This is a genomic window from Pseudoalteromonas sp. TB51 (genome assembly GCF_000498055.1).
GTDB classification, from domain to species: Bacteria; Pseudomonadota; Gammaproteobacteria; order Enterobacterales; family Alteromonadaceae; genus Pseudoalteromonas; species Pseudoalteromonas atlantica.
The window spans coordinates 20,508-44,166 of sequence record NZ_AUTO01000315.1 but is presented as its reverse complement, the minus strand read 5'-3'; the positions used below and the strand labels follow the sequence as shown (position 1 = coordinate 44,166).

22 protein-coding genes and 3 pseudogenes are annotated in these 23,659 nt (G+C 40.8%); 18 read left to right on the top strand and 7 right to left on the bottom strand.

The genetic code is table 11. The annotated features are described in order from the left end of the window. Together bcsG and tyrR are read left to right on the top strand one after the other, a co-directional pair. On the top strand, positions 1–1,129 hold a 1,129-nt coding region (gene bcsG / locus L650_RS0119490), incomplete at its 5' end, for a cellulose biosynthesis protein BcsG (RefSeq protein ID WP_029774119.1). 209 nt (positions 1,130–1,338) lie between these two features. Beyond that, the gene (gene tyrR / locus L650_RS0119485; protein ID WP_004588344.1) at positions 1,339–2,895 is read left to right on the top strand and encodes a transcriptional regulator TyrR; all 1,557 of its coding nucleotides are present in this window, start codon (positions 1,339–1,341) and stop codon (positions 2,893–2,895) included. 18 nt (positions 2,896–2,913) lie between these two features. On the opposite strand, the pseudogene L650_RS0119480 reads toward tyrR, so the two are convergent. Beyond that, positions 2,914–3,407 (bottom strand): annotated as a pseudogene (locus L650_RS0119480) (hypothetical protein). A 103-nt stretch (positions 3,408–3,510) separates the two neighbouring features. Between L650_RS0119480 and L650_RS0119475 the strand changes: the two are divergent. Next, positions 3,511–4,047, top strand: coding sequence for a thioesterase family protein (locus tag L650_RS0119475; RefSeq protein ID WP_004588346.1), 537 nt, complete (start codon positions 3,511–3,513; stop codon positions 4,045–4,047). 60 nt (positions 4,048–4,107) lie between these two features. Here the strand turns inward: L650_RS0119475 and L650_RS0119470 are convergent, their stop codons facing one another. Further along, on the bottom strand, positions 4,108–4,761 hold the full coding sequence (locus tag L650_RS0119470; protein ID WP_004588347.1) for an OmpW/AlkL family protein: 654 nt from the start codon (positions 4,759–4,761) through the stop codon (positions 4,108–4,110). 261 nt (positions 4,762–5,022) lie between these two features. On the opposite strand from L650_RS0119470, the pseudogene dapE reads away from it, so the two are divergent. Then, positions 5,023–6,181, top strand: a pseudogene (gene dapE / locus L650_RS0119465) (succinyl-diaminopimelate desuccinylase). Positions 6,182–6,544: 363 nt separating this feature from the next. Here dapE and L650_RS0119460 read toward each other — a convergent pair. Continuing rightward, positions 6,545–8,251, bottom strand: coding sequence for a GNAT family N-acyltransferase (locus L650_RS0119460; protein ID WP_029774118.1), 1,707 nt, complete (start codon positions 8,249–8,251; stop codon positions 6,545–6,547). 162 nt (positions 8,252–8,413) lie between these two features. Here L650_RS0119460 and L650_RS0119455 point away from each other — a divergent pair, with 162 nt between their 5' ends. Beyond that, a complete protein-coding gene (locus L650_RS0119455; protein ID WP_029774117.1) occupies positions 8,414–9,334 on the top strand; it encodes a 2-hydroxyacid dehydrogenase in 921 nt (306 codons plus the stop codon). A gap of 96 nt (positions 9,335–9,430) precedes the next feature. After that, the gene (locus tag L650_RS24375) at positions 9,431–9,571 is read left to right on the top strand and encodes a hypothetical protein (protein WP_024032281.1); all 141 of its coding nucleotides are present in this window, start codon (positions 9,431–9,433) and stop codon (positions 9,569–9,571) included. Between the two features lie 148 nt (positions 9,572–9,719). Here the strand turns inward: L650_RS24375 and smrA are convergent, their stop codons facing one another. The 3 genes from smrA to L650_RS0119440 all read right to left on the bottom strand — a co-directional run bounded on the left by smrA (position 9,720) and on the right by L650_RS0119440 (position 11,220). Beyond that, positions 9,720–10,301: a DNA endonuclease SmrA gene (gene smrA / locus L650_RS0119445; RefSeq protein ID WP_024032280.1), complete on the bottom strand. Its 582-nt coding sequence runs from the start codon at positions 10,299–10,301 to the stop codon at positions 9,720–9,722. Between the two features lie 129 nt (positions 10,302–10,430). Continuing rightward, positions 10,431–10,676, bottom strand: coding sequence for a hypothetical protein (locus L650_RS24660; RefSeq protein WP_083901815.1), 246 nt, complete (start codon positions 10,674–10,676; stop codon positions 10,431–10,433). Between the two features lie 106 nt (positions 10,677–10,782). Beyond that, positions 10,783–11,220, bottom strand: coding sequence for a hypothetical protein (locus L650_RS0119440; RefSeq protein ID WP_029774116.1), 438 nt, complete (start codon positions 11,218–11,220; stop codon positions 10,783–10,785). Positions 11,221–11,322: 102 nt separating this feature from the next. Between L650_RS0119440 and L650_RS0119435 the strand changes: the two genes are divergently transcribed. Further along, entirely contained in the window at positions 11,323–11,706 is a 384-nt protein-coding gene (locus L650_RS0119435) for a response regulator (RefSeq protein WP_004588354.1), read from the top strand. Positions 11,707–11,817: 111 nt separating this feature from the next. On the opposite strand, the gene rpsT is transcribed toward L650_RS0119435, so the two are convergent. After that, positions 11,818–12,078 carry a 30S ribosomal protein S20 gene (gene rpsT / locus L650_RS0119430; protein ID WP_004588355.1) on the bottom strand — a complete coding sequence of 87 codons (261 nt, stop codon included), beginning with the start codon at positions 12,076–12,078 and terminating at the stop codon, positions 11,818–11,820. Positions 12,079–12,372: 294 nt separating this feature from the next. Here rpsT and murJ point away from each other — a divergent pair, with 294 nt between their 5' ends. From murJ to L650_RS0119375, 11 genes and pseudogenes are all read left to right on the top strand, one after another. Beyond that, the gene (gene murJ / locus L650_RS0119425; RefSeq protein ID WP_411157030.1) at positions 12,373–13,911 is read left to right on the top strand and encodes a murein biosynthesis integral membrane protein MurJ; all 1,539 of its coding nucleotides are present in this window, start codon (positions 12,373–12,375) and stop codon (positions 13,909–13,911) included. Between the two features lie 84 nt (positions 13,912–13,995). After that, entirely contained in the window at positions 13,996–14,922 is a 927-nt protein-coding gene (gene ribF, locus L650_RS0119420; RefSeq protein ID WP_029774114.1) for a bifunctional riboflavin kinase/FAD synthetase, read from the top strand. Positions 14,923–14,951: 29 nt separating this feature from the next. Continuing rightward, a complete protein-coding gene (gene ileS, locus L650_RS0119415) occupies positions 14,952–17,726 on the top strand; it encodes an isoleucine--tRNA ligase (protein ID WP_029774113.1) in 2,775 nt (924 codons plus the stop codon). 12 nt (positions 17,727–17,738) lie between these two features. Then, a complete protein-coding gene (lspA, locus tag L650_RS0119410) occupies positions 17,739–18,239 on the top strand; it encodes a signal peptidase II (protein WP_004588359.1) in 501 nt (166 codons plus the stop codon). Then, positions 18,236–18,676 carry an FKBP-type peptidyl-prolyl cis-trans isomerase gene (fkpB, locus tag L650_RS0119405; RefSeq protein ID WP_004588360.1) on the top strand — a complete coding sequence of 147 codons (441 nt, stop codon included), beginning with the start codon at positions 18,236–18,238 and terminating at the stop codon, positions 18,674–18,676. The genes lspA and fkpB overlap by 4 nt, the downstream gene beginning before the upstream one ends. Next, positions 18,676–19,605: a 4-hydroxy-3-methylbut-2-enyl diphosphate reductase gene (gene ispH / locus L650_RS0119400; protein WP_029774112.1), complete on the top strand. Its 930-nt coding sequence runs from the start codon at positions 18,676–18,678 to the stop codon at positions 19,603–19,605. Before fkpB ends, ispH begins: the two co-directional genes overlap by 1 nt. Positions 19,606–19,645: 40 nt before the next feature. Further along, positions 19,646–20,680 (top strand): sensor histidine kinase, encoded by a 1,035-nt coding sequence (locus L650_RS0119395; protein WP_029774111.1) that lies wholly within the window; start codon positions 19,646–19,648, stop codon positions 20,678–20,680. Beyond that, a complete protein-coding gene (locus L650_RS0119390) occupies positions 20,677–21,381 on the top strand; it encodes a LytR/AlgR family response regulator transcription factor (protein ID WP_029774110.1) in 705 nt (234 codons plus the stop codon). Before L650_RS0119395 ends, L650_RS0119390 begins: the two co-directional genes overlap by 4 nt. Positions 21,382–21,644: 263 nt before the next feature. Then, positions 21,645–22,171, top strand: a pseudogene (gene pilV, locus L650_RS0119385) (type IV pilus modification protein PilV). Between the two features lies 1 nt (position 22,172). Further along, positions 22,173–23,168, top strand: coding sequence for a PilW family protein (locus L650_RS0119380; protein WP_029774109.1), 996 nt, complete (start codon positions 22,173–22,175; stop codon positions 23,166–23,168). Continuing rightward, entirely contained in the window at positions 23,156–23,659 is a 504-nt protein-coding gene (locus L650_RS0119375; RefSeq protein WP_029774108.1) for a hypothetical protein, read from the top strand. Before L650_RS0119380 ends, L650_RS0119375 begins: the two co-directional genes overlap by 13 nt.

Sequence of the window (23,659 nt, the reverse complement as noted above, 5' to 3'; positions counted from 1 at the left end):
GGCGGCTAATAATGTTCAAACAGCGGCGCCTCGTGCACAAGCACAAGTGGTAACGCAAGAAGCAAAATCGCCTGATCAGCAATTAAAAGAGTTTTATCAGCAGCAAAGTTTGCTAGCAAGCCAATTCCCTCAGCAATATGATGGCGAGTTATTTGATGTCATAGTACTAAATATTTGCTCGATGGCCGTGGCTGATCTAGAGGCCATTGGCGTAAGCCTTGATGATTTATATAGCGATTTTGATGTGGTGTTTTCTGATTTTAATTCGGCGACTTCGTACTCTGGGCCTGCTGCAATTCGCCTTCTACGAGCAAGTTGTGGTCAAACAAGCCAAACTGCCTTATTTGAAAATGCGCCAGAGCAGTGTCATTTGTTTAAAAATTTAGAAAACTTAGGCTACAAAAGCAATGTGGTAATGAACCACGACGGCCACTTTGATGAGTTTAAAGGTTTAATAAGTAAGTTTGGTGGCTTAGATAGCACGCCATTTAATATTGATTCAATGCCGGTTGCGCTTAGAGGTTTTGATGATAGCCCTATTTACTCTGACGAAGCTGTTTTAAACGCCTGGTTAGAGCAATCAAATGACTGTAAACCCTGTGCTATGTACTACAATACTACAAGTTTGCATGATGGTAATCAGTTAGAGAACCAGCCAAGAGTTAATAGTAAAGATACCTACTCAATAAGGCATAAAAATTTATTTAATGATATAAAAAGCTTTATTAAAAAGCTGGAAAAAAGTGAGCGTAATGTCATGCTGATGATAGTCCCAGAACATGGCGCAAACTTAAAAGGTGACAAAGTACAATTTTCAGGGTTGCGTGAAATTCCTAGTCCAGCTATCGTTTCCGTTCCTGTTGCTATTAAATTTATTGGCTCTGATGTGCAAAACTATTCGCAAATTGTAGTTAATAAATCAACCAGTTACTTTGCACTTTCTGAGATAGTTAGCAAAACATTGAAAACCAATGTATTTGGCGGAAATAATAGCGTTGCTAATCTATTGGAAAATTTGCCTAAAGCGCCTAAAGTTGCTGAAAATGAGGGCACGATTATGATGTATATCAACCAGCGTCCTTATATTCAATTAGATGGCGGAGACTGGACCCCATACCCGCAAAATTAATAGCATATATGCATGACCCCTTTTAAAACGCAGCTTACACGCTGCGTTTTTTAGTTTTAAGCTGTACGTTATTACAGTTTGATGTTTATAGGCGTGAGTTTACAGCGATAAAGGCGGTGGTTTGTCCAAATTTGTTTACAATTTACTGTATTGAATAACGGAGTTAGCGTATTATTCGGCTAATATAGTTTTTCCTTATTCGAGGATGTATGCGTCTAGATATTCATTGTGCCGACCGTGTAGGTATTGCCCAAGAGATCCTAAATATTTTAGTAAACTACGATGTTGACTTAAAAGGGATTGAGGTTGATTCGGTAAATTGCCGTATGTATGTAAGCTTTCCTGAAATTGAATTTGAGCAATTTCAAAAAATTATGCCTTCTATTCGTTTGATTGATGGCGTACATGATGTTCGCACAACCGCCTTTTTACCCTCTGAGCGAGAGCATAACGAATTAAATACACTGCTGCGTGCACTTCCCGATGGTGTTATTTCGATTGACGCAAAAGGGTGGGTACGTTTGTGTAACGACGCTGCCTGTAAAGACCTACAGTTGAGCGAAAAAGAAGTAGTAGGGGCCAATATTAATAACCTACTAAAAGGGTTTAACTTTACGCGTTGGTTAGAAGGCAAAGAAGTACTTGGACAAACAACCCGGGTAGATGTTGCTGGTGAAGACTTTATTGCCGATATTTTACCGATTGCCGTCCCGCAAGGTGGTGAAGGTGACGTGTTAGCTGGTGCGGTTATAAATATAAAATCGCAAAGCCGCCTTGGTCAGCAGGTCAGTGCCTTTAGACGTTACGGACAAGAAAGCTTTGCAACAATTCACAACTTTAGTACTGCTATGCGCCGGGTAGTGCGCGAAGCACGCAAAATGTCACAGCTAGAAGCCCCCATTTTAATAACCGGAGAAACTGGCACAGGTAAAGAGCTCCTTGCTCGTGCGTGCCACTATGCCTCTAATCGTTCGGTTAAGCCGTTTATTGCACTTTCGTGCGCATCTTTGCCCGATGATGTGGCTGAATCTGAATTATTTGGTTACGCCGGATATGAAGAAAACACCGCACCTAAACGCGGGGTACTAGAGCAAGCAGATGGCGGTACTGTGTTTTTAGATGAAGTTGGCGAAATGTCTACACAGCTACAAACAAAGCTGCTGCGCTTTTTGCAAGACGGCACATTTAGAAAAGTGGGCGACGAAAACGAAGTAAAAGTAAATGTGCGTATAATTGCAGCCACACAAAAAGATTTACCCGCGATGGTGCAAGAGGGCGTATTTAGAGAAGACTTATACTATCGAATTAATGTACTCACATTAGAGATTGCACCACTGAGAGACCGTAAAGCTGATGTGGGCCCATTAGCCGAGCACTTTATTCAAAAGTACGCACAGCAAAACGGCCACGCAATTCCGCTTTTATCACAAGAGTGCTTACGCTTTTTACAAGAGTACCCGTGGCCAGGTAATGTGCGTCAGCTAGAAAATGCAATTTATCGAGCGGTGTCGTTACTTGATGATAGCGAGCTACGTGTAGAGCATTTACAATTGCCCACCTTTACCCACGATTTAGGCTACTTAGAGTCAGATTTTGAAGGGTCGTTAGATCAAGCTGTAAAACGTTTTGAAGCAACCTTGCTACGCAAATTGTATCCGGCTTACCCAAGCTCAAGACAGTTAGCTAAGCGTTTAGGGCTTAGCCACACTGCAGTGGCAAATAAACTACGAGATTACGGTATTAATCGCAAAACTGTTAAAGTTTAATAGCCGCTTTACTGGGCACTAGCTCTTAGTGCCCATGTTTTTAGTAACCCCATCAATGGCGATAGTTTCTATGCCATTTTCATCAAAATTAATCACTATGCTTGCGTTATTACGAGTAAAAAAGTAACTGCGGCCATTCAGCTCAATCACGTAATTGCCTTTTACGGGGTCTTTAAATTGCTGCTTTTTTAAACTGACAGTATGTTTACCTATTTGCCATCAAACGCTTCAATAAAGCCATTATTAAACTCTTGTACCCACACTTGGCTTTCATCTTTAGCTAAAGTGATTGCTACCGAGTATGAGTTAGGTAATTGCGACATATCGTAGCTTTTGCTACCTATCGAAAATTTACCAAGCTGCTGCTGCCATGCAAAGCCAAAATTAAAGGTTTTTTCTATACCTGTTGGGTAAGTTACCGTACCTGGGCCTTTAATTGTAAAATCGGCTAGTGCGCTGGTGCTAATGCATAATAAACTGGTTGTGAAAAGTGTCGCTAATTTATATTTCATACTATGACTTTTTTATATTTATAATTTGAGATTAAAACAGAACATTCGCCTTAACAAGTGGCTATGTTACACTGAGTTAACTTTATACTGGTAAGACCTTCTCGTGAACTTATATATTAGACTTCTTTTATTATTTTTTAAAATTAAGCGCAACCGCGACTACCAACAGTTACTTGATACTGTTGATATTGATTACAAAGCGCTGCCAACAGACTGCGATATAAACCTGCATCTAACAAACTCGCGTTATTTGGCTATGATGGACTTGTCGCGCACTTGGATGATTGAGCGAATTGGTCTATTAAAACAAGTAATGAAGCGCCGTTGGTTTCCTATTGTTAATGCTACAGCCATTACTTATATTCGCGATATTAAACCTATGCAGCGTTATACCATTAGTACCAAGCTGGTGGGGTGGGATCATAAATATTTTTACATTGAACAAAAGTTTCATTCTGCGCGTGGCCTGCACGCTATAGCGTATGTGCGCGGTGTGTTTAAAAACAAAAAAGGCATTGTTAGTATTGAAGAAATGCTTGAAGTAGCCGAGTTTGATGGTGTAGCGCCTATTTTACCAAGCGAAATTATGCACTGGAAAGAAATGCTTGAGCAAAAAAAGGTGAATAACCTTCCTAAATAATTTTCATAAAATAAGGCCTTACGGCCTTAAACACATAGAACATAGGCGCTGCAAACTTAATTAAAAGCTGTACCTAACACCAAACATGGCAACGACTGGGTCAAGCTCAACGGTTGATGTAAGGGCTTTTGCACCGTTTGCGTACACTGTGGCATCGGTATCTATGTCAATCATTGACACCATGGCATGTAGCCCCCAATGTTGATCGATTTTATAGTTAGCGCCTACTTGTGCAATAAAGCCAAACGAATCATCGAGTTTTACTTCAACATCATCAGTACCTAGGGTTGCTTTTAGCGCTTGAGAAGGCTGCTCGTCAAAAAAGGTGGTGTAATTTAACCCTACACCAATAAACGGGCGTAGCGCGTAACTTGTATCTAAAAAGTGGTATTGCGCAACCAATGATGGCGGAAGCTGTTTGATGTCGGCAATTTTATTGCCAGCTAACCCACCCGCGCCATTTACATCGTGCGAAAACGGCGTAGCGGCAATAAGCTCTACCACCCACTTATCGTTAAATGCATAATCGATTGTAATACCTAGCTGCGTGTCAGAGTCGCCTTTTAGACCCAGTGTTGGCGCTTCGTTAATTGCCGAGCTGCTGTTATCAGGATTTACATTAATAGCGCCAACATTAACGCTAAGGTTAGCGTGCGCTGCAGGGGTAATAGCAAGTAAAGAGGTAAGTAAGGCAATGCTGATTTGGGTTTTCATGTTGTGCTCCAATAACTACTTTTTGATTGACGCTATTATTACAATCTCCGAGCGTTGAAAACCTGTTCTAGATCAAAGTTTCAAAAATGTTTGAAGTATGTGAACCCTTTTCTTGATTTAGATTAAAGTCAGTGCAAAAAGTATTTTAATTAATTGACACAGCTATGTATTTAACGGTCATCGCACTGTATTAACTTTGCCATTATTTGGTCATATTCTCGCGCTTTAATAATCTCTCTTATGGTTATTGAGTGTGTTGTTATGTCTGTTGCAAAAGTATCACAAAACAGTGTAAGTAAGCCTTTAAGCGCGGTGGTAAAAAATACGCAAACGCTTATTAGGTTTGAGTCTGTAACGCCTAACCAAGGCGGTGCCATAGATTGGCTTAGCAATGAGTTAACTGCGCTTGGCTTTAACTGTGAGCAGTTTATTTGTGAAGGCGTTACCAATTTAATTGCCTACGTTAATTTTGAGCAAGAAGGGCCATGTGTTGCGTTTTCTGGGCATATTGATGTTGTGCCCGCAGAGTCGGGCAATTGGCTAAGCCCGCCTTTTGCCGGCAATATTATTAATAGTGCCGTGTATGGTCGCGGCNGCTATGCTTGGTGCTACTAAGGCACTATTAAAAGAGACTAAAAGTAAAAAAGGGCGTTTTTACTGGCTTATTACCTCCGATGAGGAAGGAGAGGCCGTATTTGGCTCAGAGGTAATAGCCGCGCGTTTAGCAAAAAATAATATACAGCTTGATGGCTGTATTGTTGGTGAGCCGACAAGCTCTACACACGTAGGCGATACAATTAAAAATGGTCGCCGAGGCGCTATTTCTTCTCGTATAAAAGTTCACGGCAAGGCCGGACATGTTGCCTACCCACAGAACACTATAAACGCTGCGCATATCGCAGGTAATATTGTAAATTGTTTAAGTAATTTAACATGGCCTGACGATGAGCCAAGCTCTAAAACCACCTTGCAAGTGACCGGCATTAATATAAATAATGTTGTTGATAATTTAGTGCCTAGTGAATGCGAAATTACCTTTAATGTGCGATATAGCCATGGTTATACAAGCAATGCAATAAAGCACTGTATATCAGCGGCGCTGAGTGAATACGCTCAGCACCTTGAGGTTGAATGGGAGCGAGCGTGTGAGCCCTATTATACGCCACCAACAAACGGGTGGAGTTTATTGCAGCAGTTAGAGCACACCATTTATGCGCAAACAGGGAGTTACCCCATGTTAAGTACCAGTGGCGGTACTTCGGATGGGCGATTTTTTGCAAACCAGCATACCCAAGTTATTGAGTGCGGCGTTAAAAATAGTACCATTCATCAGGTAAACGAGCATGTTCCGGTTGATGATTTACTTAAAATTGAGGCCATTTACACAGACTTATTAACGCGAATTTTTAGCCATAAATAGTAATCGCCCAATAAAAATAAACAGCGAGAATCACCTCGCTGCTTATTTGAGTAGGGCGTGTTGATCTTTAATGATTGAGTTTGCAGCAGTATGTTTGGTTTTTAGGCAAGGCAGAGCCTATGAAGTGTGGTTATTCCCCATAAATAGGCGATAACGCAGCATAAATGCCAAACATGCGCTGCCCTTCGGGTTCTGCCTAGGGGCGATAAACTCTTTGTTGCCTACATGGATGTAGGTAAGGGGCGTGAGCAGGACGCGGAAGCTTTGCTCGGTTTTTACTTAGCCCACTAGGTTACAAACCTCGCGCCGCGATTAAATCGCCCCTAGATTGAACAAATTTCAATCCGTAAAGTTCAACACGCCCTAACCTAAATAGCGCTTGGCTTTATTTTCTTTTACGTTTTGTAAATCTACCAGCACTAACCCATCAATACAGTTGTTAAAGTCGGGGTCGATACTAAAGCTTAAAAACTTTACGCCGCCAGGCTTGCACAGCTCAGTATATTGCTTAAATAGTGTAGGAACTTGTGCCCCCATATTGGCCAGTACATGTTTTAATTCTACAAAGTCTTCTTTTACATCGTTGCCACTAAAAACAGTTTTACACTGAGTGAGTTGTTGCTCGCTTAATTTAAACTCGTTATTGGGGGTGGCGAGGTGTTGCTCTGATTTATAATAATGTTGATAGTAATGCACGAGCATGGCTTTTGCTTGTTCAGGCAAGGCGTTAGAGACGCTCACCGCGCCAAATAAGTAACGATATTGCGGGTAGTTTTTAATAAATGCGCCAATACCATACCATAAATAGTCTAAGCTTTTACGCCCCCAATATTTAGGTTGCACAAAGCTGCGGCCAAGCTCTATACCTTGCTCTAAATACGGTTTCATTGCTTGTGTGTAACTAAATAAACTATCGGTGTATAAGCCTTCTCGGCCATGTTTCTCTATTATTTCCTTTGCACAAGCAAGGCGATATGCCCCCACTAATTCTAGCTGCGTAGGATCCCATAGCACTAAGTGTTGATAATCCATATCATATTTGTCGATGTCGCGGCGTTTTCCACTGCCTTCACCTACCGCTCTAAAGGCAATTTCTCTCAGTCGTCCAAGCTCTCTAAACACTGGTGAGCTGCCAGTGTACTGGTATAAATGAATATGCATGCCATCTTGTGTTTTGCCTAATAACTGACAACTCTCTATGGCTTTTTTAAGCTCTTTGCGGCACTCGGGTATTGCAATAGGGGTTTGGGTTTTAAGGGGAAGGGGCTTTTTAGTGGTAAGGCGATAAAGTTGTTTGCGAATGAGATTAACGATTTCTTTATCTTTTAAGTTTTCGATTAAATATGACTCAGGCGGAATGGAAGCACCAATTTCAAACTCTAATGACTTTTGTCGCTGCTTAAACATTTCTTTTACTAATAATAAGCTCGCAAGTGGTTTGTAAATCATTGAGGTGCCATAAAAAAGCGGACTGTTTTTAGCTTTTATATAAATAGGTAGAATAGGGCTGTTTGCTTTTTTAGCCATGCGTAAAAAGCCACTGTTCCACTTGCAATCTTTAATACCGGTAGGGCTTAAACGCGAGACCTCTCCCGCAGGAAAAATAAGTAACGCACCTTCATCTTTTAAGTGTTTTTGTATATTACTTAATTCTTGTTTTTTACTGGTTCCCGATAAATTATCCACTGGCAACAGCAATGAATGCATAGGGGTGACCGACATTAGCATGCGATTGGCAACCACTTTTAAATCTTGCCTAACGCTGGAAAGTACTTTTATCAGCGCAAGTGCGTCGAGCGAGCCAATGGGGTGGTTAGCCACAATAACTAACTTACCTTCGCTGGGTATGTTTTCAATTTGTTTTGGTTTGTAGCGGGTATCAAAGTCAAGCTCATCAAGCACTTGTTCAACAAACTCTAGCCCTTGTAAATGGGGGTAAGCATCGCCAAAGGCGACAAATTCTTGTTCATGTAATAAGTAGCCAAGCCCCTTTTTAACTAAACCTTTTACTTTAGGGGAGTTCTCTAATTGTGGTAAGTTTGCTGCTATTACTTTATCAACGCTTATCATATTAACCTCATTTACAATTTGGCCTATTCGCCATCCTGTTTAGAGTAAAAAAAGGGTGTGACATTTACTTTGCAGTTGTGTGACTTTTTAAAGAGCAAATAACGAGCTGCTCAGTTGTTTATTAGTGTAGATAAAATTTATTTAATAAAATTAGGAGCCTCTATGTCGGTATTAGTAGCCATTACCGGGCGAGATAATACAAAGCTAATTGCAAAGCTAAAAGAGCTATTACCCAATGAAGAGATAATGCAATGGCCAGAGTGTAAAAAGCTCAACAATGTAGAGTTTGTATTAGCCTGGAATGCACCAGATGATTTGTGGCAGCAATTACCTAACTTAAAAGCGGTGTCATCGTTTGGGGCGGGTGTAGATAGTATTAATATGTCTTTATTGCCTAAAGAGGTAGACGTGGTTCGCATTGTTGATACTGAGCTTGCTCAAGATATGGCAGAGTACGTGCTAGGCCATGTACTTGCGCACAAGCTGCGTTTAAAAGAGTATTTTGTTAAGCAATCACAATGCAATTATAAACCTAAGCGCGCATATAAATATAATCACGTGGGTATTTTAGGCTTTGGTGAGCTAGGTAAAGCGTGCGCCAAAAAACTAACCCTGAATGGCTTTACAGTAAGCGCTTGGTCAAAAACTGATAAAAGCGATGAGCAGGTGCATCTATATTCTCAGCAGCAAGGCCTTAATGAAATGCTGCCTACAATTGACTACTTGGTATGCCTACTGCCGCTAACTAAAGATACTAAGGGTATTATTAATGCCGATTTATTAGCTAAGTTACCGGCTCATGCCTGTGTAATTAACGTTGCCAGAGGTGAGCACCTAGTAGAGCAAGATTTAATAAACGCACTTAACAGTGAAATGTTAAGGGCTGCCACGCTCGATGTATTTACCCAAGAGCCGCTACCGCACGACCACCCATTTTGGCATAATGCTAAAATAACGATTACACCACACTGCGCCGCGTTATCTGATTTAAATAGCGTAACAGCGCAAATTGCAGAAAACATTAATCGCCTAAAAAGTAGCCTTACATTAAATAATCGGGTTAATAGAACAAAAGGTTATTAATAGATAGCAAAACAGTTTAACAAACAGCTTGTTAACATTTGTAATTTTAATTATTGTGAAGTTTAGTCACTAAAATAAAAATAATAAGAGTAACGTATGAAATCAAGTCAAGGCGGAGTAAAACTAAGTTTAGTAGTGGTTTCTATTATAGTGCTAGGCGTGTCTGCTTGGTTTAACCAAGCAAGTGCCGATCAAGTGCCACAAAGCAAAAGTTCACAAACTTCACAAAGTGAATAAGTGCACTTGTAGACACATTATAAAAAGGGGACTCTATTAATTTGTTTTTGGCTTAATAAAGCCAGATCATTAAAGAGTACCCACTTTTCATTAGGCCATTTAATTACTAAAGTGCGCTTCGTTACTGGTATTTAGTAAAATAAGTTATTTAGTACCGTTTAGCATGGATCTCTCGGTTTTCGTGCTTTTTCTCATCACTTTTTTTAAGCAACACATACGTTGCGCCACTGCCACCATGGTGCTTTAAAGCGGTATGATACGCTAATACCGCGGGTAGAGCCTGTAGCCACTTATTAACATAGCTCTTTAGTATACCGGGCTTAGCTTTATTTTTTATACCAATGCCATGGCGAACTAATACAACGCGAATGTTTCGCTGGTGGCAATCAGTAATAAAGTTAAATAATGTTGTGCGTGCGTTTTTAAGTAATTGGCCATGCAAATCTAATGTGGCATCAACTTGGTATTTAGCTAAGCGTAAGTTTTTAAATACTGCGCTTTGTACGCCATCTTTTTTAAAACTGAGTAATGCATGCGGGTCTAAAAGCTCTACATGCTCAGATTGTAAGTAATTTTCGTCATTCGCAAGGCTAAGCTCGGCAGCTTTGCGTTTTTCTTGTTGGGCAAGGGTGGCACTGGGATTACTTGCAAGGGGAGTTACAGTATCGTGGTTTATAGGTTTTACATCTTCCATAGAAGATAAAAATAAATCGAAATCAGATAAAGACATAGTAAGACCTAAATGAGGATTAATACGAGATAAATTTTATCTTAGTTCAATCTGTTCCCCAAGCCTTTTAATTTTTTCAAATAAAAAAGCCCAGCAAGGCTGGGCTATAAAATATTCTAAGGGGAAATGTTAACTCTGCGTTACATTAAATTGTCCAAACGTATATACTTTGAACAAGTAAAATGTATTGATCAACACTAAACTCATATTCGAAATAACACTCGACGACATTAAATCCAAGCTAAAAGACAAAAATAACAGACCACATGCACTAATCGCTGCAACACGCAGTATTGTTATGTGGTTAATAAAGAATGCACCTAAACCTAGTGCAAGTAATACAGTGTTTAAAAGCCAATCTAGCTCGTTTAGCATGGTCGTTTCAATAGTTCAGTTGTTGAAAAAAGGAGCGCCATTATGTTGATCTTTTGCACACCTTTCAACCAAGTAATTTTAAATTTTCAGATTAGTTTTTTTAATGCTAAATATAGCTAGTTAGTGCTGCAAAAAAGCCATTATTTTTTATTAGTTGGTACTTTTGACAGCTTTGCGGCGCCTTCATATCTGCGCATAAATAAAGGGCATTGCGCTTCTCGTCTAGCTGCGGGTGTAAGTTTGAATCAAGTAATGTACGGCCATACCCAAAGACCCCAGGCCAATAAATACTTTCGCTCACTAACCCTAATTTTTTATAGGTGAGCAAAGTTGGTTTTGGAAAAATAATGGCTACGGAAAAAATGACAGCCAGCGTAATAAGTAACCCTTTTTTAGACTTTACAGGCTGCTCTGCTGGGGTAGATGTTGGGTTAGCTGAAGATTGCGGTGCTGTTTGCGGCCTATTGCGGGGCTTTTTTACAGGGGTTTTTCTTTTTTGTGGTGTTTTACCAAGCAATGATTGTTTTTTTGTGTTGTTTGACATAAAGCAAATCTGGCCTTTTGAGCGTAGGTCTCTATAATAAAATGATTAAATATCTAGTTATATAATAACTTATACAATGCTTTTAGCCTACGAGGAAGATACATGGATACGCAGCTATCAATTTTAATAGTAGATGATGTTAGCACAGTGCGTAGTTTTTTGAGCCAAACGCTCATGCACTTAGGAATAGAAAACGTTAAAGAGGCTTCAACGGCTAAACAATGCATTAGCGAGTGCCAAGCAGCTAATTACAATATGATTTTTTTAGATATTGAACTGCCTGACGGCGATGGTAAAGAATTAATCGCGCAAATTAATGATATTAATCCTGAAACTAATGTGGTGATGGTGTCGGCCCATTCAGCAGTAGAAAATGTTAAAGAAGCCATTGATAAAGGTGCTAAGGGGTTTGTGGTTAAGCCATTTACGCCTAAAAAAATTGCGGCCATGTTGAAAAAGTTCTATCCCGATTTGGAAAATGTTTAACCAGCTTTAATAGTAATGCGTTAGATTAGCTTTGAGTTCAGCGGATTGCTAAATACCAAATTTTAGATATAAAAAAACCGGCCTAGGCCGGTTTTTTAATCATAAAACAAATTATAGCGCTTTAATTTTAGCTGCTAAACGGCTCTTATGACGAGCTGCTTTGTTTTTATGAATTAGACCCTTAGTTGCGTAACGGTCTAGGATAGGTGTAGCAACAGAGAAAGCTTGCTGTGCAGCTTCTTTATCGCCAGCTTCAATAGCAGCGGTTACTTTTTTGAAGTAAGTACGCATCATTGAACGACGGCTTGCGTTGTGCTGACGGTTTTTTTCGCTAGTGATAGCGCGTTTTTTTGCAGACTTGATGTTAGCCAAGGTTTGCTCCTAACAATCTTAAATAAAGCTTAAATTAAAGGCCGTGGAATATGCCTGTTTTTATCATGAATGTCAATTTAAATTTAACAACTCAAGAAAAACTGCTCCTTATAACGAACATCAATTTGCCGCTTTAGCAGTTAATATCGCTATTGTAACAAAGCACAGACGCCCAGCCTAGTGCTTTAAAGCGATTTATAAAAAAGACTGTGGCATAATTGCGCTAACTAAAGGTTTTTAAGTAGGTTTAAGGTGTCAAAAGGATTATTTCGCTCCGGTATGATTGTAAGTTGTATGACAATGATATCGCGTATTTTAGGGTTAGTACGAGACGCTGTCGTTGCAAACTTATTAGGTGCTAGTGCAGCTGCTGATGTTTTTTTGTTTGCTAACCGTATTCCCAATTTTTTACGCCGTCTATTTGCAGAGGGGGCTTTTGCTCAGGCATTTGTGCCTGTACTTAGCGAAATTAAAGAACACCATGGCGATGATAAAGTTAAGTTATTTGTAGCACAGGCTGCCGGTACGCTGGGCACTATTTTGCTTTGTGTGACTATTTTTGGCGTTATTGCCTCGCCTGTTATTGCCGCGTTATTTGGTACTGGCTGGTTTATAGATTGGTGGCAAGGTGGCCCTAATGCAGAAAAGTTTGTGCTGGCAAGCTCCTTATTAAAGTTAACTTTTCCGTATTTGTTATTTGTTAGTTTGGTAGCACTTAGCGGTGCAGTAATGAATGTGTATAACCGTTTTGCAGTGGCTGCTTTTACGCCCGTATTACTTAATGTTTCAATTATTACCTGCGCCATTTTATTTCACGACAAATTTAGCGTGGGGGCGTATGCGTTAGCTATTGGTGTATTTGTGGGCGGGGTGGTGCAATTGTTGTTTCAGTTACCATTTTTATACCGAGCAAAAATGCTGGCACGTCCTCGCTGGGCGTGGCAAGACGAGAACGTTAAAAAAGTGCGTAAGCTTATGCTACCGGCATTATTTGGTGTTTCAATAAGCCAAATTAACCTTTTGCTCGACACCATGATTGCCTCGCTATTAATGACGGGCTCTATCGCATGGCTTTATTACTCAGATAGGTTAATTGAGTTTCCACTTGGTTTATTTGGTATTGGTATTGCCACTGTTATTTTACCCGCACTTTCTAAATTACATAGCAGTAAAAAGCTCAGTGATTTTCAGCATACGTTAGATTGGGGTGTGCGTTTTGTGATTTTTTTAGGCATACCCGCCATGGTTGGTTTAATGATTATAAGCCCGCTTATCATTACTGTGCTATTTGATCACGGTGCATTTAAAGACGCTGATGTTGATCATGTTAAAGCGGTAAGCCTAGGGGTGGTTGCCTACTCGGTAGGGTTAGTTAGCTTTATGCTTATTAAAGTATTAGCGCCGGGTTTTTACTCGCGCCAAGATACCAAAACACCTGTGCGCATTGGTATTATTACGCTGGTGCTTAATATGGTATTTAATATTATGTTAGCCCCGTTTATAGGATATTTAGGGCTTGCTTTAGCAACGTCTATGTCGGCCAGCTGCAATGCTTTTTTACTTTACAGGCAACTTAAAAAAGAAAACGTGTATCAGTTCTCTGCAATGAGCCTGCGCTTTAGCGTAAAGTGCATAGTAGCAAGCTTGGTAATGGGCGCTTTAACGTGGTACGTCAGCAGCCTTTATTATTGGGCTACATGGCATTTTTATGAGCAAGTAATGTTGTTAATTGTATTGCTAGTAATTGCTGCAATAAGTTACTTTGCGGTGCTGTTTTTACTTGGTGTAAGACTAAATACGATAAAAAGTGTAGCAACTACTGAATCAAACTAAAAAAAAGATTATAATCGGCAGCCCTGTGGTTTTGAACGATTTTAAAGTCGTTAATAATACTCGCTGAAAAAGGCATTAGGTGGCATGGAGTTAATTAGAGGTATACACAATATTCGAGCGCAGCATTATGGTTGTGTGTTGACTATTGGTAATTTTGACGGTGTGCATTTAGGCCATGGCGAAGTATTAAAAGGGCTGTTAACAGATGCCAAAGCACATAACTTACCTAGTACTGTGATGTTATTTGAGCCGCAGCCGCAAGAGTTTTTTGCTAAAAACAATGCGCCAGCTCGACTTACTCGGTTACGTGACAAACTCAGATTACTAAGTAACTTAGGTATTGAGCGGGTTATTTGTATTAGCTTTAACCAACAATTTGCCAATATGCACGCTGAGCAATTTGTTAGTGATATTTTAATTAAAAAGCTAGGCGTTAAAGCACTCACAGTAGGTGATGATTTTAAATTTGGTAAACAGCGCCAAGGGAATTTTAATTTACTGCTCAGTATGGGCAAACAAGCGGGCATGGATGTAAAAAGCACCGCGAGTTTTCGCCAATTAAATGCTAGAGTAAGCAGCACACTAATACGTGAAGCATTAGCCGCAGGCGACTTAGAAAATGCTAAGTTAATGCTAGGGCATAATTATGCTATTTCAGGGCGTGTAATACATGGTTGGAAAAGAGGGCGAGAGCTTGGTTTTCGAACTGCAAATATAGCGCTTAAACGCCAAGTTTGCCCTGTAAATGGGGTGTTTGCCGTAAAAGCAAACATTGCCGGGAAACACGTTTATGGGGTAGCCAATATTGGTAACAAGCCCACTTTTAATGGAACTCGTGCTTTGTTAGAAGTTCATCTTTTTGACTTTGCACAAGATATATATGGACAGTTTATGCACGTGGGGTTAATAAAAAAACTTCGCGATGAGAAAAAATTCGAGACATTAACACAGTTAACGGCACAAATTGCAACCGATGTTGCCGCCGCAAAACAGTGTTTTGGTTTAAATTAGGTAGCCGATAGATACGGAAAGTAGGATTAATGAGCGACTACAAACATACTTTGAATTTACCGGAAACACAGTTTCCAATGCGTGGCAATTTGGCACAACGTGAACCAAAAATGCTTAAAGCATGGTATGAAGACGACCTGTACGGTCAAATTCGCAGCGCTAAAAAAGGTAAAAAGACCTTTATTTTGCATGACGGCCCTCCGTATGCAAACGGCGATATCCATTTAGGCCACTCAGTAAATAAAATTTTAAAAGACATAATTGTTAAGTCTAAAACTTTATCTGACTTTGATGCACCTTATGTGCCTGGTTGGGACTGTCATGGTTTGCCAATTGAGTTAATGGTTGAGAAAAAAGTAGGCAAGCCAGGCGTTAAAGTAACCGCGAGCGAGTTTCGTGAAAAATGCCGTGCTTACGCTAAAAAGCAAGTTGAAGGTCAAAAAGTAGACTTTAAACGTTTAGGTGTGTTTGGCGATTGGGACAAACCTTACTTAACAATGAACTATGACTTTGAAGCAAACGCTATTCGCGTGCTTGGTCGTATTATTAAAAATGGCCACCTTCATAAAGGTGCAAAGCCTGTGCATTGGTGTACAGACTGTGGCTCTGCATTAGCAGAGGCCGAAGTAGAGTACCAAGATAAGCAATCTCCAGCGATTGACGTACGTTTTACATTTGCAGATCAAGACGCGGTTGTAAATGCCTTTGATTTAGCCGATGGCCATAAAGGCCAAGGCAGTGTAGGTACTGTTATTTGGACTACAACGCCGTGGACTTTACCCGCTAACCGTGCGGTAGCAGTGCATGCAGATTTAGAGTACGCCTTAGTACAAGTAGATGATGAAGGCTCACAGCAACGTTTAATTTTAGGCTCAGAGCTTGTTAAAGATGCAATGGACCGTTATGGCTTTAATCATTTCCACGTACTAGGTTATGTTAAAGGTGCAGCACTTGAAAACTTACACGTTGCTCACCCATTTTACGATTTTGATGTACCGGTAATTGTAGCTGACCATGTTACTACTGACTCAGGTACGGGTGTGGTACATACCGCGCCAGGCCATGGTCAAGAAGATTTCGCGGCAGGCTTAAATTACAATCTTGAAGTAGCAAACCCTGTGGGCGCGAATGGCGTTTACCTACCTGATACAGAATTATTTGCTGGTCAGCATGTATTTAAAGCTAATGCCAGTGTAATTGACGTACTAACAGAGCGCGGTGCTTTAATGCATCATCATGCGCTTACGCATAGCTACCCGCATTGTTGGCGTCACAAAACGCCTATTATTTTCCGTGCTACACCGCAGTGGTTTGTAAGCATGGATCAGGCTAACTTACGTCAAGACTCGTTGAGCGAAATTAAAAACACCCAATGGTTGCCAGAGTGGGGCGAAAGCCGCATTGCGAACATGGTTGAAGGTCGCCCAGATTGGTGTATTTCACGCCAACGTACTTGGGGTGTGCCAATTGCCTTATTTGTTGATAAAGACACTGGTGCTTTACATCCAAATACGCAAGCGCTTATTGAGCAAGCTGCAGAGCTGGTAGAAAAATCAGGCATTCAAGCATGGTATGACCTAGAGCCTGCCACCTTGTTAGGCGAAGAAGATGCCAAGCAATACATGAAAGTACAAGATACGTTAGATGTATGGTTTGATTCGGGCGTAACACATGCATGTGTTGTTGATGCACGAGAAGAGTTAGTTGGCCCAGCAGATTTATACCTAGAAGGTTCTGATCAACACCGTGGTTGGTTTATGTCATCAATGATGACCTCAGTTGCTATTAACGGTCACGCACCTTACAAGCAAGTACTAACGCACGGCTTTACCGTAGATGAAAACGGCCGCAAAATGTCAAAGTCGTTAGGTAACGTTATTTCACCACAAAACGTGATGAATAAACTTGGCGCTGACATTTTACGTTTATGGGTAGCTTCTACCGATTACACCGCCGAAATGACGGNTAGCCGTTACTTATTAGCTAACCTAAGTGGTTTTGATCCAAAAACAGACCAAGTTGCTGTTGATGATATGGTTGAGCTTGATAAGTGGATTGTTGGCCGTGCAGCCCAATTACAAGAAGAAATTTTAGCAGCTTACGATAGCTACCAAATGCTATTAGTAACGCAAAAGCTAATGAACTTCTGTACAGGTGAGCTTGGTTCGTTCTACTTAGATGTAATTAAAGACCGCCAGTACACAGCAAAAAGCGACAGTCATGCACGTCGTTCTTGTCAAACTGCGCTTTATCATATTGCTGAAGCAATGACTCGTTGGATGGCACCAATTATGAGCTTTACAGCTCAAGAAATTTGGGAAGCACTACCGGGCGAGCGTAGCGATTACGTATTTACATCGGTATGGTACGACGGTTTACACGCACCGACAAACAGCCAATTTAGCAACGATGACTGGCAAGCGATTCTAAATGTACGTGACGAAGTAAACCGCGTATTAGAAGCAGCCCGTAAAGAAGAAGTAATTGGCGCAACGTTACAAGCAAGCGTTAACTTATACGCCGAAAAAGCACTGGCTGATAAGTTAGCAGCATTAGGTGATGAACTACGTTTTGTATTACTAACGTCTGCGGTCACTGTATCTGCAGTAGATAGCCAGCCAAGTGATACACAAACAACCGAAATTGAAGGTTTGTACATTAGCGTAGCAGCCACAGATGCAACTAAATGTGAGCGTTGTTGGCATTACAGCGATGATGTAGGTTCAGAGCCTGCACACCCTGAAATTTGTGGTCGTTGTGTAAGCAATGTTGACGGCGAAGGTGAAAAGCGTCAATTCGCTTAGGAGCTTTACTCAGTGAGCAAACTAGCCCAAAAAAGTGGTTTAGTGTGGCTTTGGTTAAGTCTATTACTGCTTGTAATAGACTTTGCCACTAAAACACTTGTTGTAAATACCATGGCTTATCAAGAGTCGATTAATTTACTGCCTGTTTTTAGTATTACCTACGTACATAACTATGGAGCGGCCTACAGCTTTTTAAGTGAAGCGGGTGGCTGGCAACGTTGGTTTTTAAGTTTTATTGCCATTGCTATTAGTGCGCTATTAGTGTGGTGGTTAAAGCGTTTACCAGCGACAAATAAAATATTATGTAGTGCTTATGCGTTAGTGCTTGCTGGCGCTATTGGTAATTTATATGACCGTGTTGCTTATGGTTATGTAATTGACTTTATACATGTGTTTTATAAAAACTCGCATTTTCCAGTATTTAATATTGCCGACTGTGCAATTTGTATTGGTGCAGCATTATTATTATTTGATGCCTTTACAGGCGAAAGTCCGAAGGAGCATAAAGCATGAGCCAAGCTGTAATTGGTGAAAACTCAGAGGTTATTTTTCACTTTTCTATTAAACTAGAAGATGGCTCTGCCGCAGACTCAACCAAGGTGCATAATAAACCAGCCAAGTTAACGATGGGTGATGGCAGCTTAACGGCTAATTTTGAAAAGTGCTTACTAGGTTTAAGTGCAGGCGAAAGCAAAACGTTTGAGTTAGAACCAGAAGACGCCTTTGGCCAACCTAATCCAGATAATATTTACTATGTAGAACGCAGTAAATTTGGTGCAGAAACGCCAGCTAAAGTCGGCGCAATTATTGCCTTTACTCAGCCAGATGGTACTGAGCTGCCAGGACTGGTTCGCGAAGTACAAGGTGAGTCCGTTACTATAGATTTTAATCATCCGTTAGCAGGCCAACGTTTAACGTTTGAAGTAGATATTATTGAGGTGCAAGGCTAATGGATATTTTATTAGCGAACCCGCGAGGCTTTTGTGCAGGGGTAGACCGTGCAATTAGCATAGTAGAGCGCGCTTTAGATATTTTTGAAAAGCCAATTTACGTACGCCACGAGGTCGTTCATAACCGCTACGTAGTAGATGGTTTAAAAAACCGTGGTGCCGTATTTGTTGAAGAGCTAGACCAAGTACCTGATGACAGCATTGTTATTTTTAGCGCCCACGGTGTATCGCAAGCGGTACGCTCAGAAGCTAAACGCCGCGATTTAAAAGTGTTTGACGCAACATGCCCATTAGTTACTAAAGTGCATATGGAAGTAACGCGAGCGAGCCGTAAAGGTATTGAGTGTATTTTAATTGGTCACCATGGTCACCCAGAAGTTGAGGGTACTATGGGGCAGTATGACAATAACGACGGTGGTATTTACCTTGTAGAAACCGCAGAAGATGTTGCCAAACTTAACGTTAAAAATGCTGATAACCTATTTTATTGTAGCCAAACAACGCTCTCAGTAGATGACACTGCAGATGTAATTGATGCGCTGCGCGAAAAATTCCCAGCAATTGATGGCCCGCGCAAAGATGACATTTGCTATGCGACACAAAACCGTCAAGATGCTGTGCGTGATTTAGCAGACAAAGTAGATGTGCTATTAGTTGTGGGGGCAAAAAACAGCTCTAACTCTAACCGTTTACGTGAACTTGCAGATAAAATGGGCACAACCGCTTATTTAATCGATGATGCAACAAATGTTGAAGCACAGTGGTTTGGCGAAACTAACGCTGTGGGAGTAACTGCGGGGGCTTCTGCGCCAGAAGTGCTTGTACAGCAAGTTATTGCACGCTTAAAAGAGCTAGGCGGCAAGCAGGTAGTTGAAAACCCAGGTGAAGAAGAGAATATCGTATTTGCCGTTCCTGTTGAGCTGCGTTAATCTATATAAATTAATTATTTAGATTACAAGGAGAGCCGTTATGAGCAAGTTGCCGCAAGGTGAAACATTGCTTTTTTCGGCTCTTTTTAATGAGCGCGGGGTACTTGCCACGCTTATTGTTACCCAAGTTGTAGCTACCATCTTAGCGTTTGCTCCTTTTGTTGAGGGGGATAGCTGGCAAAGCCTTGGCGTAATTAGTTTATTTTCTCATTTGACCGTTTTGGTTAGTATTTCTGCTTTATACTCTTTTCGGGGTGTTTTACAAAGAAAGCCGCAAACCACCCAACTTTTTGCTTTTTTTATTTCCTTTTTAGTCAGTACCGCTTTATTTAGTGTGCTGTGTGCCCGCTATTTTTTAGATTTTACAAATAATGAAACGAGTATTTATTTTGTATTACGAAATTGCTTAATTGTTTTTTTGATCACGGCTTTATTTGTACAGTTTTTACTGATTTATTTTGAAAAAGAGCAGCAAACAAAAGCGCTCTCCCGCGCGGAGCTTGATGCTTTGCAAGCCAGAATTCGCCCTCATTTTTTGTACAATAGCCTTAATACCGCCGCCGAGCTAACACATCATGATGCCGATGCTGCAGAGCAAGCAATACTTGCGCTTGCGGCGCTGTCGCAAGCGGCTATGCGCTCGGGGCAGCGCGTTTCTCTCGAAGATGAGCTGACCTTATCAAAACAATATGTTGCGCTGGAAACTTGGCGCTTTGGCAACCGTTTAAAGCTTAATTGGCAAGTGCCTGCTGATTTACCAGATATTAGTATTCCGTGCTTAACCCTTCAGCCGTTAATAGAAAATGCGGTATGCCATGGGGTAGAGCCCAGTGAAACAGGGGCCGTTATTAGTGTAGAGCTACACGTCACAACAGGGTATTTAACATTGATTGTTTCTAACCCTATCACTCATAATGAGGCTTTAAAAAGACCAAATAACGGCATGGCACTTGAAAATATTCGCCAGCGATTGTTTATATATTACAAAGAAAAAGCACAACTAACGATCACACAAAAAGAGGATGTATTTAGAGTAAAAGTGGTGATCCCTAAGCAGTTTGAGAACCCCCAATGAATGTTGTAATTATTGATGATGAACCACTAGCTCGCGCTAGAATAAAGCGGCTACTGCAGCACAACGAGCATATTTTCGTTAAAGGCGAAGGTGATAACGGCGCGCAGGGGCTTGCCATTATCAAGCAGGTTCATCCCGATTTGGTTTTTTTAGACATAGATATGCCGGGTATTAATGGCCTAGAAGTAGCACAGCAACTAAATACGCTGAGCGTGCCACCGGCAATAGTATTTGTAACGGCTTACCCCGAGCATGCACTTGATGCGCTACAGCTCAGTGCCGCAGGATACTTAGTAAAACCAGTTACTGAACAGGCATTAAATAAAGTGTTAGCGCAAGTAGGGCGTTTAAATAAAGCGCATATGCAAAAGCAGCAATCTACAAAAATTAGTTATCAGCTTGGTGGCACAATAAAAAGTATTGAACTTGATCAAGTGTATTACTTTAATGCCCAAGAAAAATACACCAATATGGTATTTAAAAAGGGCGAGGCCCTAATTGAACAAAGCTTAAAACAACTTGAGCAACGCTTCCCAACGCAATTATTGCGTATTCACAGAAACACGCTCATAAACAAACAAAAGCTTGTTGCCTTGCATACTCAAAGCCCTGGTGTACATAGCGTAGAACTAGCCGGATGTAAGGAGCAATTAAGCGTAAGTAGGCGAGAGCTAAAAACAGTAAAAAATGCGCTATGTTAGAGCCTGTTATATTTTAGGTTGAATTTGTAGTAGGTTGCTTGGCTTTTTAAGTAAGGCAGAGGCCGCTATTGAGCCCACTAAATTAGCAGCATTGCGCTGGAGTTAAATCGCCTCCAGATAGAGTAACTTTAATCATCAAAGCTCAATTGGTGTAATGCTGTTAACCGTTTATCAACAAATTTAACCGCTTGTCCTAGTATATATTGCATCTACATTTTCAATGCATAAACTTATAATCAGATAAAATTTATTTGGTTTTTACTATGCATTCACCTCACAAAAAACCTCAAAAAGGCTTTACCTTAATTGAAGTGCTGATTGCGTTTATTATTTTAAGCTTTGGCTTATTAGGCGCTGTTGCACTGCAAGCTAAAGCTAAGCAGGCAAGCTTTGACTCTATGCAGCGCGCAGCCGCGGTGGCGTTAGGAAATGATATTATTCAGCGCATTAGAGCAAATGATACCGCACAGCTAGTTACTTTATATACGCAAACTTTCACCAGTAAAACATCAACGTCTACCTCTACGGCTTGTTTTAGTGGGTCATGCACTGCAGCGCAAGTTGCAGCCCTTGATTTACAGCAGTGGAAACGCGCCATTCGTGCACGCGAAAACACCGGCTCTCTCGATGATGCCACTGTATGTATAAACCCTACGGCTGCAGCAGGNTGTCTTGGCAAGGCCGCCAAGAGTTTAATGCCAATGATGAAACCAAAGCACTTAAATGCGGTACTGACGATAAAAAACGCCGTTTGGTTGCATTAAATAGCTATATATACCTAAGGAGCTAACATGAGAGAAAAAGGTTTTACACTAATAGAAATGATGATTTCATTATTTATTGGTGGGCTTATTTTAGGTGGGGTGATGTTTACCTATATTGGTATGAAAGTAACCACAAAAGACACAATGACAATAGGCGAGTTACAAGAGTCAGGCCGCTTAGCCATTAATATTATGCAGCGTGATATAGAACAGGTAGGCTTTTGGGGAACTTATTATGATGATTCGTTTACTGCAGCAAACACACAAACGTTAGCTAACCCTGGTGGTGATTGCTTTGAAGGGCTTAATAACGGCAGCTTTCCAGATTTAGCATCCTCTAGCAATTTCAGAACTATTTATGCAAAAGAGGCCAGTTCAACAAGTGAGCTTAACTGTATAAGTAAGCCAATTGCAGGAACTGACATTTTACAAATCAAGTTTTTACAAGGTGAGCAGCTCACGGTAGATGGCGCCACTAATGAAACACAAGCGGATGAAAACTATTTTATAGCTGAGCAAGAAAGCGCAGAATTTACCCGAGGCGTTGTAGCTGCGGGTAGTTTAAACGTTAATGCCACGGTGTGGCCTTATAGCCATCATGTTTATTACCTCGCAGAGCAAACTTATACGGTAAATAATAAAAGCCTTACAGTACCAGCATTAATGCGTAAACGCTTAAATGGCGCCAACATGAAGGCCGAAACCATAATGGAGGGCGTTGAAAACATGCGCTTTGTATTTGGTTTAGATACAGACAGTGATAGCCGTGTTGATTCGTACCGAAGTATTGAGGACATGCAGCACTCTGACTGGGAAAACCGCAAAAGTATTCTAACAGTGCAGGTTTTTTTATTAGTTAGAGCATTGCAGCCAGATCCGGGTCTTAAAATAAAAAATCAGACATATATTTTAGGTGAAGATGAAGACTCCCGAGAGCTCACTTTTACCGATACTTACAGAAGAACAGTATTTACCACCACAATTCGTTTAAATAACGTGGGAGCAAATTTATGGCGTATCTAAGTAAACACGCAAATAAACAACAAGGTGTTGTGCTTATTACAGCCCTTATTATGGTCATTGCTGTAACGGGAATTGCCGTTACATTAATGAGCAGCAGTAGTGTAGATATAAAAATTACCAATGCAGCTCAAGAGCGAGAAGTCGCTGAAAATGAGCTTATTGGAGAAGTACAGCGAATGATTTCTGATGAGGCAAGCAAAGGTGCGGCAAACCAGTTTTTTTTAACGCCAGATGAAGTATCAACTCATGCAGGCGCAGATGATGAAGGGATGGTAATAGCCACGCACGACGATATGCAAAGCAAAATGGTAAACCTAAATCAGGGGGCGCTTGATTTAGAATGCCCACGGCGATTTAATTTTACTGCCGGTATATCGTGTAACATGCTGCAAGTTTCTACCACTATTCAATATGGCTCTAAAGCAAAGCACGAACTTACAATTGTAACAGGTGTAGCTCAAGAAATGGCCAGTATAAGTAAGGGGATTTAG

What these genes read in the sequence shown, in the direction of transcription:
- tyrR (WP_004588344.1), top strand. Translation starts at nt 1,339, where the DNA reads ATGCGTCTAGATATTCATTGTGCCGACCGTGTAGGTATTGCCCAAGAG.
- L650_RS0119470 (WP_004588347.1), bottom strand. Translation starts at nt 4,761, where the DNA reads ATGAAAACCCAAATCAGCATTGCCTTACTTACCTCTTTACTTGCTATT.
- L650_RS0119460 (WP_029774118.1), bottom strand. Translation starts at nt 8,251, where the DNA reads ATGATAAGCGTTGATAAAGTAATAGCAGCAAACTTACCACAATTAGAG.
- L650_RS0119455 (WP_029774117.1), top strand. Translation starts at nt 8,414, where the DNA reads ATGTCGGTATTAGTAGCCATTACCGGGCGAGATAATACAAAGCTAATT.
- L650_RS24375 (WP_024032281.1), top strand. Translation starts at nt 9,431, where the DNA reads ATGAAATCAAGTCAAGGCGGAGTAAAACTAAGTTTAGTAGTGGTTTCT.
- smrA (WP_024032280.1), bottom strand. Translation starts at nt 10,301, where the DNA reads ATGTCTTTATCTGATTTCGATTTATTTTTATCTTCTATGGAAGATGTA.
- L650_RS24660 (WP_083901815.1), bottom strand. Translation starts at nt 10,676, where the DNA reads ATGCTAAACGAGCTAGATTGGCTTTTAAACACTGTATTACTTGCACTA.
- L650_RS0119440 (WP_029774116.1), bottom strand. Translation starts at nt 11,220, where the DNA reads ATGTCAAACAACACAAAAAAACAATCATTGCTTGGTAAAACACCACAA.
- L650_RS0119435 (WP_004588354.1), top strand. Translation starts at nt 11,323, where the DNA reads ATGGATACGCAGCTATCAATTTTAATAGTAGATGATGTTAGCACAGTG.
- murJ (WP_411157030.1), top strand. Translation starts at nt 12,373, where the DNA reads ATGACAATGATATCGCGTATTTTAGGGTTAGTACGAGACGCTGTCGTT.
- ribF (WP_029774114.1), top strand. Translation starts at nt 13,996, where the DNA reads ATGGAGTTAATTAGAGGTATACACAATATTCGAGCGCAGCATTATGGT.
- fkpB (WP_004588360.1), top strand. Translation starts at nt 18,236, where the DNA reads ATGAGCCAAGCTGTAATTGGTGAAAACTCAGAGGTTATTTTTCACTTT.
- ispH (WP_029774112.1), top strand. Translation starts at nt 18,676, where the DNA reads ATGGATATTTTATTAGCGAACCCGCGAGGCTTTTGTGCAGGGGTAGAC.
- L650_RS0119395 (WP_029774111.1), top strand. Translation starts at nt 19,646, where the DNA reads ATGAGCAAGTTGCCGCAAGGTGAAACATTGCTTTTTTCGGCTCTTTTT.
- L650_RS0119390 (WP_029774110.1), top strand. Translation starts at nt 20,677, where the DNA reads ATGAATGTTGTAATTATTGATGATGAACCACTAGCTCGCGCTAGAATA.
- L650_RS0119380 (WP_029774109.1), top strand. Translation starts at nt 22,173, where the DNA reads ATGAGAGAAAAAGGTTTTACACTAATAGAAATGATGATTTCATTATTT.
- L650_RS0119375 (WP_029774108.1), top strand. Translation starts at nt 23,156, where the DNA reads ATGGCGTATCTAAGTAAACACGCAAATAAACAACAAGGTGTTGTGCTT.